Origin of the sequence: Marinobacter guineae (genome assembly GCF_002744735.1) — a bacterium.
In the GTDB taxonomy this organism is placed as follows: domain Bacteria; phylum Pseudomonadota; class Gammaproteobacteria; order Pseudomonadales; family Oleiphilaceae; genus Marinobacter; species Marinobacter guineae.
The window spans coordinates 556,271-569,856 of the sequence record NZ_KZ319340.1 but is presented as its reverse complement, the minus strand read 5'-3'; the positions used below and the strand labels follow the sequence as shown (position 1 = coordinate 569,856).

General features: G+C 57.0%; 13 protein-coding genes. 11 read left to right on the top strand and 2 right to left on the bottom strand.

Features of this window, described 5'->3' with window-relative positions:
* Positions 1-53 precede the first annotated feature (53 nt).
* The 3 genes from nrtS to CLH62_RS10650 all read left to right on the top strand — a co-directional run bounded on the left by nrtS (position 54) and on the right by CLH62_RS10650 (position 1,753).
* On the top strand, positions 54-368 hold the full coding sequence (gene nrtS / locus CLH62_RS10660; protein WP_099618139.1) for a nitrate/nitrite transporter NrtS: 315 nt from the start codon (positions 54-56) through the stop codon (positions 366-368).
* Between the two features lie 82 nt (positions 369-450).
* Positions 451-822 (top strand): glutaredoxin family protein, encoded by a 372-nt coding sequence (locus CLH62_RS10655; RefSeq protein WP_099618138.1) that lies wholly within the window; start codon positions 451-453, stop codon positions 820-822.
* Positions 815-1,753, top strand: coding sequence for a DUF3179 domain-containing protein (locus tag CLH62_RS10650; RefSeq protein ID WP_099618137.1), 939 nt, complete (start codon positions 815-817; stop codon positions 1,751-1,753). Before CLH62_RS10655 ends, CLH62_RS10650 begins: the two co-directional genes overlap by 8 nt.
* A 20-nt stretch (positions 1,754-1,773) precedes the next feature.
* Here CLH62_RS10650 and CLH62_RS10645 read toward each other — a convergent pair whose 3' ends face one another.
* Together CLH62_RS10645 and CLH62_RS10640 are read right to left on the bottom strand one after the other, a co-directional pair.
* Entirely contained in the window at positions 1,774-2,034 is a 261-nt protein-coding gene (locus CLH62_RS10645) for a zf-HC2 domain-containing protein (RefSeq protein WP_099618136.1), read from the bottom strand.
* Complete coding sequence (locus CLH62_RS10640) at positions 2,028-2,648, bottom strand: RNA polymerase sigma factor (protein ID WP_099618135.1); 621 nt, start codon at positions 2,646-2,648, stop codon at positions 2,028-2,030. Before CLH62_RS10640 ends, CLH62_RS10645 begins: the two co-directional genes overlap by 7 nt.
* A gap of 188 nt (positions 2,649-2,836) precedes the next feature.
* Here CLH62_RS10640 and CLH62_RS10635 point away from each other — a divergent pair, with 188 nt between their 5' ends.
* The 8 genes from CLH62_RS10635 to CLH62_RS10600 all read left to right on the top strand — a co-directional run bounded on the left by CLH62_RS10635 (position 2,837) and on the right by CLH62_RS10600 (position 13,546).
* On the top strand, positions 2,837-5,026 hold the full coding sequence (locus CLH62_RS10635; RefSeq protein ID WP_099618134.1) for an FAD-dependent oxidoreductase: 2,190 nt from the start codon (positions 2,837-2,839) through the stop codon (positions 5,024-5,026).
* Positions 5,013-5,984, top strand: coding sequence for a radical SAM protein (locus CLH62_RS10630; RefSeq protein ID WP_099618133.1), 972 nt, complete (start codon positions 5,013-5,015; stop codon positions 5,982-5,984). Before CLH62_RS10635 ends, CLH62_RS10630 begins: the two co-directional genes overlap by 14 nt.
* 422 nt (positions 5,985-6,406) lie before the next feature.
* Positions 6,407-7,810 (top strand): sodium:solute symporter family transporter, encoded by a 1,404-nt coding sequence (locus tag CLH62_RS10625; RefSeq protein ID WP_099618132.1) that lies wholly within the window; start codon positions 6,407-6,409, stop codon positions 7,808-7,810.
* Between the two features lie 8 nt (positions 7,811-7,818).
* Complete coding sequence (locus tag CLH62_RS10620; RefSeq protein WP_099618131.1) at positions 7,819-8,769, top strand: hypothetical protein; 951 nt, start codon at positions 7,819-7,821, stop codon at positions 8,767-8,769.
* A gap of 149 nt (positions 8,770-8,918) precedes the next feature.
* Positions 8,919-9,434 (top strand): diaminobutyrate acetyltransferase, encoded by a 516-nt coding sequence (gene ectA / locus CLH62_RS10615; protein ID WP_099618130.1) that lies wholly within the window; start codon positions 8,919-8,921, stop codon positions 9,432-9,434.
* 206 nt (positions 9,435-9,640) lie between these two features.
* A complete protein-coding gene (gene ectB, locus CLH62_RS10610) occupies positions 9,641-10,909 on the top strand; it encodes a diaminobutyrate--2-oxoglutarate transaminase (RefSeq protein WP_099618129.1) in 1,269 nt (422 codons plus the stop codon).
* A 50-nt stretch (positions 10,910-10,959) separates the two neighbouring features.
* Entirely contained in the window at positions 10,960-12,402 is a 1,443-nt protein-coding gene (locus CLH62_RS10605; protein WP_099618838.1) for an aspartate kinase, read from the top strand.
* A 145-nt stretch (positions 12,403-12,547) separates the two neighbouring features.
* The gene (locus CLH62_RS10600; protein ID WP_099618128.1) at positions 12,548-13,546 is read left to right on the top strand and encodes a sigma-70 family RNA polymerase sigma factor; all 999 of its coding nucleotides are present in this window, start codon (positions 12,548-12,550) and stop codon (positions 13,544-13,546) included.
* The last annotated feature ends 40 nt before the right edge of the window (positions 13,547-13,586 follow it).

Genomic DNA, 13,586 nt, shown 5'->3' with positions numbered 1-13,586 from the left:
CCAGGGGGTGTCATGATTCCTCAGTTAACAGCATTCAGCGGACACAGATTCTAATGTCGTTCATACAGATTTTACGCACCCCGGCCCGGGGCTGCAGGGAAGCCTGCGAGCTTGCGGTAGGCCACGGCACTCCACGACGTGCCGCAAAGCTGGCGGCAGTTGTTGGTACGCTTCTGGTGCTCATCAATCAATGGGAAGCGGTCACCGGCCCCGCTTCCATGGACTGGCTGAAAGTTGCGCTGACGTACTGCGTGCCTTATTTGGTATCAACCTACACCAGTGTGAGCAAGGACCTGACGCTGCTCCGGGAGGCCGAAGCAGCGGAGCAGACGGTTCATGAAGAGGCCCGGAAAATCCAGATGCAATAAGGTTCCGTGTAACAAACCGGCTGGTGCTGTGTCTCTCGCCTTAACAGGAAGCAGGGTCTTGTCTCCTGCCTGGGAGGTGAGCATGAAAATGCCAATCACGAGAGCGTTTGCAGTAACCGTTGCAGTGGCCGTTTTATTGAGCTGGAACAGTGTGTTGCTGGCCGGTGAGGTCATTGAAAAGAGCAAGGGCGCGCCGGATTCCCGTGTTGTTCTGTTCTCGCAGCCATTCTGCCCGGGTTGTGAAGCGGCCAAGTATTATTTCCACGAACACCAGATCTCCTACCTGGAGTTCGATATAACCGCCTCCCGGGCTGCTCGGGACACATTTGAACGACTCGGCGGCAGGGGGACACCGTTTTTTCTGATTGGTGGCGAGCGACTGCATGGGTTTTCCGTTCCGAGAATTGAGCAGCGACTGAAAGAGCTGGGCATCTCGGGGAGGAGTCATGAATAGATTTAACGACCTCACGATTCTGGCAATGGCATCGCTGCTGTTTGCCCAGCCAGCTTTCAGTCAAACCAAGAATGGATTTGAGCTTGGTAATGCCCTGGTGCCGGTAGAGGAGATTCTTCCTGGAGGGCCGCCCCGGGACGGCATTCCATCCATTAATGAACCGCTTTTCCAGGACCCTGAGGACGTATCCCTCTGGCGTTCCGATGACCTGATGCTGACCTATGATAAAGGAGAAGTGAGCTTTGCTTACCCCATTGGTATCCTGAACTGGCACGAGATTGTGAATCATGATCTCGGTGGTTCACCACTGCTGATCACCTTCTGCCCACTGTGCGGTACCGGAATGGCATTTGACCCAAGGGTAGACGGGCAGTCTCTCACGTTCGGAGTTTCGGGGCTGCTGTATAATAGTGATCTACTGATGTACGACCATCAGACCGAATCCCTCTGGTCGCAGATTGAGGGGCGAGCGGTTTCGGGGCCGTTGGCCGGAACGGTATTGGAACCTGTCGCTATTCGCCATGAGCTCTGGCAACGCTGGCGGGAGCGGGTTGACGAAAACGGAAAAGTGCTTTCCACGGATACCGGCCACCGCCGTAATTATCGACTGTCGCCCTACGGCGATTACGACCACTCCGAGCGACTCTATTTCCCGGTCACCCACACCAGCCGGAAATATCATCCGAAAACCTGGGTGTTAGGCTGGTCACACAATGGTGAAAGCAAGGCCTGGCCTTTCCCGGAACTGGCTGACCACGGTGCGGTACTTGAGGACCGTATTGGTGGGAAGGCCGTGCAGCTGCATTATGACCCGGAAGTGCCATCGGCGGAGCTGCGTGACGAATCAGGCAACCTTCTTCCGGCGACCCGGGCGTTCTGGTTTGCCTGGTACACCTTTCACCCGGATACCGATGTATTCGAGGCTGAATGAAAAGAAGTGTTCAGGGAGTATTACTCCGAATCACTACCTCTGATTTTACGAGCATTCAGTGCCTCGGCCACCCGTTCGTCAATCCGGCGCAGAAATTCCTCGTCGGCCTTCCCTGAGGAGTGGGCGCTTAGCAGGTTGCTGCTTGCTCGTAGGTTGCCGATAAACGTCCGGCAGTCCTTGCACATCATCAGGTGCATTTTCACAGACAGATTCTGCCGGCCGTTGAGTTCGCCATCGATGTAGTCACTGGCAATTTCGGCCAGGTCCCTGCACATTAACATTCGCCCGTCTCCTGGAAGGTCTCCACCATGAGAAAGATCTTCTGCCTCGCACGGTGTAAAAGTACACGAAGGTTAGAGGCACTGACATCCAGAATGTTACAGACGTCATCGGATTTATGCTGGTGAGCTTCGTAAAGCATCAGGGCAGAACGCTGGGTTTCCGGCAGCGCAGAGAGGTGTTTGTCCAGGCAATCGCTGAGTTCGCCATTTTCCATCAGGGTGTCTGCGGACTCATGGAATTGCAGCTTGGGCGGCAAATCCCAGCGCCCTGTAGAATTGAATCGGTTAGCCAGTTCTGGCTCCAGGGTCTCGGAGAAATCCGTTGCGACTTCCCGGTTGGCCGTACGAAGGCGGTTCTTGCAGCGATTGGCGACAATGCGGTGCAGCCAGGTTTTCAGGCCAGAGCGGCCCTCGAACTTCTGGACTGCATCAATCACCGTCACCCAGCAGTCCTGGACAATCTCTTCAGCGCTTGAGTGGTCCAGGTAAAACCGGGCAACTGCCAGCATGCCGGGAGAGTACTCGCGCACTGCCTTCTGATAGGCAGTTGAATCTCCCCGTTTGAGCTCTTCGATCAGTGACGCTTCAGATTCCGGATGCACCGCGGTGTCCATGGGTTTCCGTCCCTTGTAAGTCTCGATTGGCGGGTTGTGACTGTATAGTGTTTCTGAATCGGTAAAAGTTCCGTTATTCTGTAGCAATTGTTCAAAAATAATAGTTCAGGAGCGATGTAACATCCAGCCGGTGATCGTGTCTTGGCTATAACAGCGTATTGGTTTATACACTACACACAGGCATGGATATGAATCGCAACAAGCTTTTACTCATTCTGATTATTGCCGCCATCGTGGGAGCTTTCCTCGGTTTCGACGGCCATAAACTCCTCACCCTGGAAAACCTGCAGTCCCATCAAGAGTCCATCGGGCAATGGATTGACCAGAATCTGGTTCTGGCGGTGGGCGGCTATGCTGCGATTTATATCGTGGTGACAGCGCTTTCTCTGCCGGGCGCCACCATTATGACGTTGGCCGGTGGTGCCTTTTTCGGCAATCTTTATGGTCTGGCAGCCGTCTCCATTGCCTCAACTATTGGCGCATCCCTGGCGTTCCTCGTGGCCCGGTTCCTGATGCGCGATACCCTGCGCAGGCGCTATGCCGAGACGGTGGCGAAAATGGACCGCGGCATTGAAAAAGACGGCGCGTTTTACCTCGCAACCCTGCGGCTGGTGCCGGTGTTCCCGTTTTTCCTGATTAACCTGGCCATGGGCCTGACTTCCATGAAGTTGCGCACCTATGCCCTGGTGAGCTGGATTGCCATGCTGCCCGGCACCTTTGTTTATGTGAACGCTGGTACCCAGTTGGGCCAGATCCAGTCCACCGGTGACATTGTTTCGGCCGATCTGCTTCTGTCCTTTGCCCTGCTGGGTCTGTTCCCGCTTATTGCCAAGTTTGTGGTGGGCTTCATCCGCCGCCGCAAGGTATATGCCGGCTGGCAGAAACCGGAACACTTTGATTACAACCTGCTGGTGATTGGCGGCGGCTCCGCCGGGCTGGTCTCTGCCTACATTGCCGCGGCGGTGAAGGCGAAAGTGGCCCTGATCGAGAAGCACAAAATGGGTGGCGACTGCCTCAATACTGGCTGTGTGCCCTCCAAGGCGCTGATCCGCAGCGCCAAGGCGGCGGATACCCTGCGCCATGCCAATCGTTACGGGCTGGAATCGGTACCGGTTAAAGGCTCGTTCAAAAACATCATGAACCGGGTCAAGGATGTCATCGCGAAAGTGGAGCCCCACGATTCCCCGGAGCGTTACCGCAAGCTGGGTGTGGACTGCATTGCCGGCGAAGCCAGCTTCGTGTCGCCCTGGGAACTGGAGGTTCGGCACAATGATGGCCGCACCGAACGCCTTACCGCCCGCAGCATCATTGTGGCCACCGGTGGCAAACCGGCGGTACCTCCGATTCCCGGTCTCAAGGACATGCAGCCGCTGACTTCGGACAACCTGTGGGAATTGCAGGATCAGCCGGAACGTCTGCTGGTGCTGGGCGGTGGCCCGATCGGTTCGGAGCTGGCCCACGCCTTCGCCCGCCTGGGCAGTAAAGTGACTCAGGTAGAAATGGGCGAACGCCTGCTGGCCAAGGAGGATGTGGATGTCTCCGAGCTGGTGCTGAAGCAGTTCCAGGCGGACGGTGTGGATGTCCGGTTGAAACATTCTGCGGTGGAGTTCCGTATAGAAGAGGGCGAAAAGATTGCCTACTGCGAGCATGAGGGTGAGCGGGTACGCATTCCTTTCGACGAAGTGGTGGTTGCTGTCGGTCGCCGGGCCAATACCGCCGGCCTGAATCTGGACCGGATCGGCGTGGATACCCTGCCGAACGGAACCGTGCCGGTGGAAGACGATATGAGCCTGCGTTATCCGAACGTTTTTGCCTGCGGCGATGTGGCCGGTCCGTACCAGTTCACCCACGCGGCGGCACATCAGGCTTGGTATGCGGCGGTAAATGGGCTTTTTGGTCAGTTCAAACGCTTCAAGGTGGATTACCGGGTGATGCCCTGGGTGACCTTTACTTCACCGGAAGTGGCGCGGGTCGGGCTTAGTGAAGCCGAAGCCAAAGAGAAAGGGATCGCATACGAGGTCACCCGATACGGTCTGGATGACCTGGACCGGGCCATCGCAGAGAGTGAGGATCATGGTTTTATCAAGGTGCTCACGCCGCCGGGCAAGGACAAGATTCTGGGGGCGGTTGTGGTTGGCTCTCACGGGGGTGAAATCCTCGCAGAGTTCACTCTGGCAATGAAGCATGGCCTTGGCCTTAACAAGATTCTGGGTACTATTCATCCGTACCCGACCTGGAACGAGTCCGCCAAATTCGCCGCCGGCGAATGGAAGCGCGCCCATGCTCCCGCAGGCATCCTGAAATTGCTGGAAAAGCTGCACGGCTGGCGCCGCGGCAAAGACACGAAAACACCGAGGAGTCTCTATGTCCCTGACTGAAAGCCCGACGGCTCGCAGAAAGCGCATCCCGGCTGTGGAAGTCCTTGAACCCAGGGCGTTCGACAGCTGGACCCACACGCGCAACGGTAATCCCCGGGGCTTTATTGATGCGGACAAGCTGAAGGAACTGTGGATTCACACCGGCACCGCCTGCAACCTGGCCTGCCCCTTCTGCCTGGAAGGCTCCCACCCCGGTGACGGGCGGATTCCGGGTATGAAGCTCAGCGATGTGAAACCCTTTATCCACGAAGCCATGGACATGGGCGTTGAACAATTTTCCTTCACCGGCGGCGAGCCCTTTGTGATCCGGGATTTCGTCAACATCCTGGACTACGCCAGCCAGCACCGGCCCTGCTTCGTGCTCACCAATGCCACCGAGCCGCTGCTGAAGCGCCGGCACCAGGTGCTTCCGTTGCTGGACAATCCCTATCCGATCCATTTCCGGGTCAGCCTGGATTTCCCCGACCGTGCCCGCCATGACAAGGACCGCGGGGACGGCAGCTTTGACCAGGCCCTGGAAGGCATTCACTGGCTGATCGAGCAGGGCTTCAAGGTATCCATTGCCCGCCAGACGGATCCGGAGGAAATCCCGGCCAACGTGGAAAAAGCATTCCGAGCGATTTTTCGTGACTGGAGTATTCCCGAGAACCTGGCGTTTACGGCGTTCCCGGATTTGGGCACACCGGGGTCTGAGGACGGCAGCCCGGAGATTACTGAAACCTGTATGGAGAAGTATCCGACGAAGGAGGCGCGGTCTCACTTCATGTGCACCTATACGCGGATGCTGGTGAAGAAAGGCGACCAGGTTCGGGTGTATGCCTGCACGCTGGTGGATGATGATCCGCAGTATGATCTTGGGGGGTCGTTGGCCGAGAGTATGGATGAGCGGATTATGTTGCGGCATCACCGGTGTTTTTCCTGTTACCGGTTTGGGGCTAGTTGTTCGGCGCCCGGCTGATTAATGCGTTAGTTCATTTGCAGGACTGATAGCTGGGAGTTGGCGGCCTGGGAGGTGGGGGCAAATTCCCCTTGGAAAAAACAACTCGCTTCGCTCAGACATTTTTTTCCGGCGGAGAATTTACCCCCACCTCCCAGACCGCGGATAACGCGCTGCTATTCGCTGAGTAAAGATGAACAGAAAAAGGAAAGCCTAAAGGTTTTTTCTCTGGCAGCTTGCGGCTCCGCCGGGGAAACCAGAACTGAAGTTGAACAAGGGGATGGCAGGCAGGGGGTCAAAAAATGTGGAGCGCCATGGACGGCGCGACCAAGCCCCCCATGGATGGGTTCCCGGGCGTTTTTTTGACCCCCTGACTGCCAGCGCCGATACCCCCTAAATAAGAATCCCGGGAGAAGTCCCGGACCACACAACGGAACAAGACAATGAATTTTACAGAGGCCTCCCTGTTCTGGGGATTTCTGCTGGTGTACGGCGTGGTGATGTATGTTTTGTCGCCCAAGAGCAGGAACGCGAATTCGTTTTATAAGGGCGCGGACGATAACGGCAACCCGGTTGGTCAGTGGTCGCTGACGGCCAGTATTTTTATCAGTTGGATCTTTGCCAAGTCGGTGACCAATGCGGCGAACCTTGGTGCGGCTTATGGTGTGGTGGGCGGTCTGGCCTATGCCAGTTATTGGCTGTCGATTCCGGTGGCGGGGTATGTGATCTACCTTATCCGGACCCAGACCGGGGCCCGGAGTTTGCAGGATTTTCTGACGTCACGGTTCGGTCGGCTGGCGAGTCTGGCATTTGCGGCGGCGATTCTGATCCGGCTTTATAATGAGGTCTGGAGTAACACCGCGGTGGTCGGTGGTTATTTCGGACTGCCCGGTGAGTGGGAGTACTACGCCGCTGCTATGCTGTTTACCGTGTTTACCCTGGCTTACAGCCTGAAAGGCGGGCTGCGGTCGTCGATTTTTACCGATGTGATCCAGGCATTCGTGTTTGTGTTCTTCGTCGGGGCAGTGTTGTTCCTGATTATTCCGGCCAACGATGCCAGTGCTCTGCTGAGCAATGGCGAATTCAGACTCGATGCTGGCTTTGATCTGCTGCTGGTGGCCTTGCTGCAGATGTTCAGTTATCCATTTCATGATCCGGTGCTGACCGACCGGGGCTTTGTGAACAAGGAAAAGACCATGCTCAAGAGCTTTGTGGTGGCCGGGCTCCTGGGCTTTGTGGCGGTGTTTATCTTCAGTCTGGTGGGTGTTCATGCGCGGCTCAATGGCATTGAGGCCATGGGCAATGCGCCTGCGGCGGTTGGGCAGTCGTTGGGCCTGGCGGCTTTGTTCTTTATGAGTGTGGTGATGATGACTTCGGCTGGCTCGACGCTGGATTCCACCTTTACCTCGCTGGCGAAATCTCTGGCTGTGGATCTGCCGCGGCTAGCGCGGCGGGCCCAGGAGCGCTTGCCCAGCATTCGTGTGGGAGCAATGGTGATGATCATCTTTGCCTTCGCGGGCAACCTGCCGATGTTCGCGGGCACCGATATCCTCAAGGCGACCACCATTTCCGGCACCATGGTCATGGGCCTGGCGCCGGTGTTCCTGTTTTACGGCTTCACAAAATGGTCACCCTGGAGTTTTCATCTGAGTTTCTGGACCGGCCTGAGCCTGGGTGTGCTGTTGGCTGTGGGCCTGATTCCATCAAGCTGGGCCATTGGTGAAGGCAAGTACGCCATGCTGCTGGGCGTGAACGCCTGGGGCTTTCTGATCTGTACGGCGGGATTCTTTGTCCCGCTGGTGCTTCGGCGCCTGGCGGGGCGTTCGCTGGCGGCGGGGGAGGCCTGAGGTTGGTTATGACTGAAGGTCGCAGCTGTCCGCTGGCGTATCGGTACTCTGCTGCATCGCTTTGCCAGGAGCCCCGGCAAGTCTCCGAGGATGTGCTGTATATCATCGGCGGACTCTATGGTAATCCCTGGGCGCTGGATGAAATCGAGCAGATGGCGCTGGCGGAGGAGCGCCAGGGGCATCGGGTAAAGTTGGTGTTTAATGGCGACTTCAACTGGTTCAACGCCAGCGACAGTCTGTTCCGGAGCATCAACAACCGGGTTCTGGACCATACCGTCAGTTTGGGCAATGTGGACTACGAGCTGGCCAATCCCAGTGCCGGTGCAGGTTGTGGCTGCGCCTATCCGGATTTCGTGGATCAGGGTGTGGTAGTGCGGTCGAATCTCATCATGGAGCGGCTGCAGGCCATTGCCAGCGAGCACCCGGACATTCAGAAGCGGTTGTCCCTTCAGCCAAGGTACCGATGCCTGTTGTTTGGAGGCCTAAAGATTTTGGTGGTGCACGGTGATCCGGAGTCTCTGGCCGGCTGGGGACTGGCCCACGAATCGTTTATTGCGGGCAACGATCACAAGCTGTCGGAATGGTTCCTGGCTTCCGGGGCCGATGTGATTGCCTCGACCCACACCTGTCTGCCAGTGCTCTGGTCGGGCCTGGTAAACGAACACAGTCGCGTGGTGGTTAACAACGGATCTGCGGGTATGGGCAACCTGTTGTCCGATCCCCGCGGGCTGATCACCCGGATCGGTCTTTCCAGTCCCGTCGCCAAGCCGGTTGCAGGCATTGAGCGCCATGGTCTGCATGTTTCCCTGCTGCCGGTGTCCTATTCCCTGAAGGCGTGGCTACCGGAGTTTGATCGGCTCTGGCCGGCCGGTTCGGCCGCTGCGGTGTCCTACCGGGATCGGATTCTCAAGGGTGCGTCTCTCAATTATGCAGATATCGTTTTTCCTTCCATTGTTTAATTATTTTGTCACTGGCGAATGGTGCAATCCGGTCTATTCTGAAAGAGTGAGCTGGGGTGCCACATCAGGCGGACATAGGGGCTGACTTGAAATATATTTTGTGGTCTATATAATTCAACACTAACTTTTTGACACGAACTGATCACGCTATGACATCAGAAGGATCGAATACCACCGCCATCACGCTTCGCACACCGGTGAAAGATGATGGCTTCAGGCTCCACCAGCTGGTGGCAGAGTGCCCGCCGCTGGACCCCAACTCGATTTACTGCAACCTGTTGCAGTGCAGCCACTTTGCCGAAACCGGCGTGGCAGCGGAGAAGGAAGGCGATCTGGTCGGCTTTATCTCCGGATACATCCCTCCCCAACAGCCCGATACCGTGTTTGTCTGGCAGGTGGCGGTTCACGAGAAAGGTCGTGGGCAGGGCCTCGCCAAGCGGATGCTGAAAGAAATCGTTGGTCGTGATGCGTGCAAGAACGTCACCCACATGGAGACGACCATCACCGAGGACAACGAGGCCTCATGGGCGCTGTTCCGTTCATTCGCCCGTGATATGGGAGCCGAGCTCACCTATCACGAGCACTTCGAGAAAGAGACCCACTTCGGCGGGCAGCATGATTCCGAGTTTCTGCTGCGCATCGGGCCCTTCACGAAGCCAGTCTGAGAGCCCCGGTCCAGGATCGGACCTGACGTTTCATCAGGGCCGTGAACGACTGTAAAGCTGTGATCTGGATTAGCCGGCAGTCCACTGAGGTAGGTCTGCCACAAGGCTTTAACCAACGCACGGTGGGCCTATCGCGACCGCATCTGCATTATTCTGATAAGCCACCGCGCATCTACCTCGAACCTGACATGCTAAGAGGCAAGACAATGGAAATCTTCAAGTCGACTGAATCCGAAGTACGTGTATACAGCCGTGCGTTCCCGGTCATCTTTAACCGCGCCAAGAACGCGCATCTGTACACCGAGGATGGCAAGGAATACCTGGATTTTCTCGCTGGCGCCGGTTCCCTGAACTACGGTCACAATAACGACATCCTGAAGAAAGCCTTGCTTGAGTACATCGAAGCAGACGGCGTCAGCCAGGGCCTGGACATGTTTACCACGGCCAAGCACGACTTCATGGAATCCTACAAGAAGCACATTCTTGATCCCCGTGGCCTGGATTACAAAATGCAGTTTACCGGCCCTACCGGCACCAACTGTGTGGAAGCGGCGCTGAAGCTGGCCCGCAAGGTAAAAGGCCGCAGTGGCATCATTTCTTTCACCAATGGTTTCCACGGTGTAACCATGGGTGCGGTTGCCGCCACGGGTAACAAGCACCACCGGGGTGGCGTCGGTACGCCGCTGGGTAACGTCGATTTCATGTTCTACGACGGCTATCTGGGTGACGACGTGGACAGCCTTGCCATCATGGACAAGTTGCTGAGCGATGGATCTTCCGGCTTTGAACTGCCGGCTGCGGTGATCGTCGAAGCGGTTCAGGGTGAAGGTGGTCTGAACGCCTGTCGCGCAGAGTGGCTCAAGGGTCTGTCTGAGCTGTGCAAGAAGCACGACATCCTGCTGATCCTTGACGATATTCAGGCCGGCAACGGCCGCACCGGTGAATTCTTCAGCTTTGAATTCGCCGGCATCAAACCGGACATCGTCACCGTGTCCAAGTCCCTTAGTGGCTATGGTCTGCCGATGGCGCTGGTACTGTTCAGGCCGGAATTGGACGTCTGGGATCCGGGCGAGCACAACGGCACGTTCCGTGGTAATAACATGGCCTTTATCACGGCCCGCACCGCAGTGGATACTTACTGGAAAGACGACGCTTTCGCCAACGAGGTGAAGGCCAAGACCAAGGTGCTGGGCGACGCCCTGCAGGCGATTTGCGACAAGTACCCTGGTCAGTTCAAAATGAAGGGGCGCGGTTTGATGCGTGGTATCGAAGCAACCCATGCAGATGTTACAGGCCCGATCACCAAGCGTGCCTTTGAGCACGGCCTGATCATCGAGACCAGTGGTCCGAATGATGAAGTCATCAAGTGCCTGATGCCGCTGACAACCAGTGAGGATGACCTTAGAAAAGGTGCTGCACTGCTTGCGAAAAGTGTGGACGAAATCATGCAGGAAGGGCTCAGCGAGGCGTCGTAAGACGCCCGCATCTCCGGACATTCATGCTGCAGGATAGCGAAGGCAAACCTATGACAAGCCAACTACATACCGTTGAAAAAATCGGCGGTACGTCGATGAGTAACTACGAGGTCGTACGCGATAACATCATTTTCGGTAATCGCAGCAAAGACGACCTGTACCAGCGCATTTTCGTGGTGTCGGCCTATGGCGGTGTGACCAACGAACTGCTGGAACACAAAAAGACTGGTGAGCCGGGCGTTTATGCCCTGTTTGCCGATGCCGAGTCGGACTGGGCCTGGGGGGACGATCTTACCAAACTGGTGAAGTTCTTGACCGACATCAACGGCGAGCTTTTCGAAGATCAGATGCTTAAGCAGCAGGCGGACCAGTTTATCACCGACCGTGTTGAAGGTGTACGGGGTTGCCTGATCGACCTGCAGCGCCTGTGCTCGTATGGCCAGTTCCAGCTGGAGGAGCACCTGCTGACGGTACGCGAGATGCTGGCCGGCATCGGTGAGGCGCACAGCGCTTTCAACACCGCCCTGAAGCTCCAGCAGGAAGGCATTAATGCCCGCTTCGTGGATCTGACCGGTTGGCGTGACAACGAGTTGCTGCCGCTGGACGAAAAGCTCAAACAGGCCTTCGACGCGGTGGACCTGACCCGCGAGCTACCGATTGTTACCGGTTACGCTCAGTGCAAGGAAGGTCTGATGCGCACCTTCGACCGGGGCTACAGTGAGATGACCTTCAGCCGGGTGGCTGTGATCACCGAGGCGCGCGAAGCGGTTATCCACAAGGAATATCACCTGAGCTCCGCTGATCCCAACATCGTTGGCGCGGACAAGGTAGTACCGTTGGGTCGCACCAACTACGACGTGGCCGACCAGCTGGCCAACCTGGGTATGGAAGCTATTCACCCCCGTGCCGGCAAGGGCCTGCGCCAGAGCGAGATCCCGCTGCGGGTGATGAACACCTTTGAGCCGGACCACACAGGTACCCTGATCACTGGCGACTATGTCAGTGAGAAACCGCAGGTGGAGATCATCGCCGGCGCCAAGGGCGTGTTCGCTGTTGAAGTGTTCGATCAGGACATGCAGGGCGAGCCGGGTTCGGATCGCCGTATTCTGGACGTACTGGGCCGCTTCAAGGTGCGTTTCATGTCCAAGGACACCAACGCCAACACTATCACCCACTATGTTGGCAGCACCCTGAAGCACGTCAAGCGGGTGGTAAAGGCCTTGAAGGACGAGTTTCCCAATGCCGAAATCAATACCCGCAAGGTAGCTATGGTGTCTGCCATCGGTAGCGATTTGAAGGTGCCGGGTATTCTTGCCCGTTCCGTCAAGGCACTGGCCGACGCGGAGATCAGTGTGCTGGCAATGCATCAGTGTATGCGCCAGGTGGATATCCAGTTTGTGGTTGATGAGGATGATTACGAGAAGGCTATCGTGGCCCTCCATGGTGTTCTTATCGAGCCCCACAAACATGAGTACGCCATTGTTGCAGCCTGAGCTGCAATAGCCTCGGCGGTAATGCCCATAAATACCCACAGGTGAACCGGTCGCTTCGCCTGTTGGTATTTACCTATCCTCCTCCCGTAAATCCATCAGTTGTCTGATGTCGTATTCTCTGTAAATTCCGACAGGTACCTTAGCCATGCAAAGAACCGACAGGCTGGGACCGTCTCCGACAACGCCCAACGATGGTGAAAGGGATTCCCTGGTCGGGCTGTACTTCAGGGATGCGTCCCGGTATGAACTGCTGACTGACGGGGCGGAACGCCGCCTCTCCCGCAAACTGACGCTGTGTTACCGGATTATCAGTACCGAACTGGCCTTGCCGGAGGAGACTCCGCAAACCTTTCGGGAAACGGTCGGTAGCCTGGGTGATGCCTGTGGCTTCTCGCCCAGATGTCGACGTGCTTTCCACCTGGCAACGGCGTGTCGTCGCAAACTGATCCAGAGTAATCTCCGTCTGGCGGTGCACATTGCCCGCCGATACGGTCACCACGGCATCCCCATGTCGGATCTGATCCAGGATGCCAATGTGGGCCTGATCAAGGCCGTGGAGCGATTTGACCCCACCAGGGGCTTCCGGTTCTCCACCTACGCCTACTGGTGGATCAGTGAGGAAGTGAAGCGCTGTCTGCAGCGCGGCACACGACTGGTGCATACACCTGAAAACGTAGTGGATGAGATCCGTCTGCTGCACAAAATGTCCCTGCGGATGCATCAGAGTCTTGGCCGCACTCCGTCCCAGTCCGAGCTGGCCCGTGAGATGGAAGCCAGTCCGTCACGGATTGGTGAGTTGCGGGCGCTGGCAGCGAGGGAATTGTCTACCGATGTTCCCCTGCTGGAAGACGGCTCTGTGACGCTGGGCGACAGCCTTGGCGCGGCTGGCCAGATGGAACCGGATCATCCGATGTCGGACCGGGATCGCCGTCGAACCGTCACATCGATGCTCGGTGAGCTGACTGACCGGGAAAAGGATATCTTGTCCCGCCGCTATGGTCTGGGGCTGCCCGAACCGGAAACGTTGCAGGTCATTTCCGATGATCTGGGCATTAGCCGGGAGCGGGTGCGGCAGATCGAGAAGACGGCGCTGCGGAAGCTTCAGAGCCGGTTCGAGACCCCGGAAGATGCCTTCGGAGCCTGATCACTGATCAGGCTCCGCTGTTCAGGCAGAAAAGCCAGAA

Bases quoted from the DNA above. Each gene is read 5' to 3' on its own strand.
- CLH62_RS10635 (WP_099618134.1), top strand. From the start codon at position 2,837: ATGAATCGCAACAAGCTTTTACTCATTCTGATTATTGCCGCCATCGTG.
- CLH62_RS10605 (WP_099618838.1), top strand. From the start codon at position 10,960: ATGACAAGCCAACTACATACCGTTGAAAAAATCGGCGGTACGTCGATG.
- ectB (WP_099618129.1), top strand. From the start codon at position 9,641: ATGGAAATCTTCAAGTCGACTGAATCCGAAGTACGTGTATACAGCCGT.
- CLH62_RS10655 (WP_099618138.1), top strand. From the start codon at position 451: ATGAAAATGCCAATCACGAGAGCGTTTGCAGTAACCGTTGCAGTGGCC.
- CLH62_RS10600 (WP_099618128.1), top strand. From the start codon at position 12,548: ATGCAAAGAACCGACAGGCTGGGACCGTCTCCGACAACGCCCAACGAT.
- CLH62_RS10630 (WP_099618133.1), top strand. From the start codon at position 5,013: ATGTCCCTGACTGAAAGCCCGACGGCTCGCAGAAAGCGCATCCCGGCT.
- nrtS (WP_099618139.1), top strand. From the start codon at position 54: ATGTCGTTCATACAGATTTTACGCACCCCGGCCCGGGGCTGCAGGGAA.
- ectA (WP_099618130.1), top strand. From the start codon at position 8,919: ATGACATCAGAAGGATCGAATACCACCGCCATCACGCTTCGCACACCG.
- CLH62_RS10650 (WP_099618137.1), top strand. From the start codon at position 815: ATGAATAGATTTAACGACCTCACGATTCTGGCAATGGCATCGCTGCTG.
- CLH62_RS10620 (WP_099618131.1), top strand. From the start codon at position 7,819: ATGACTGAAGGTCGCAGCTGTCCGCTGGCGTATCGGTACTCTGCTGCA.
- CLH62_RS10645 (WP_099618136.1), bottom strand. From the start codon at position 2,034: ATGTTAATGTGCAGGGACCTGGCCGAAATTGCCAGTGACTACATCGAT.
- CLH62_RS10640 (WP_099618135.1), bottom strand. From the start codon at position 2,648: ATGGACACCGCGGTGCATCCGGAATCTGAAGCGTCACTGATCGAAGAG.
- CLH62_RS10625 (WP_099618132.1), top strand. From the start codon at position 6,407: ATGAATTTTACAGAGGCCTCCCTGTTCTGGGGATTTCTGCTGGTGTAC.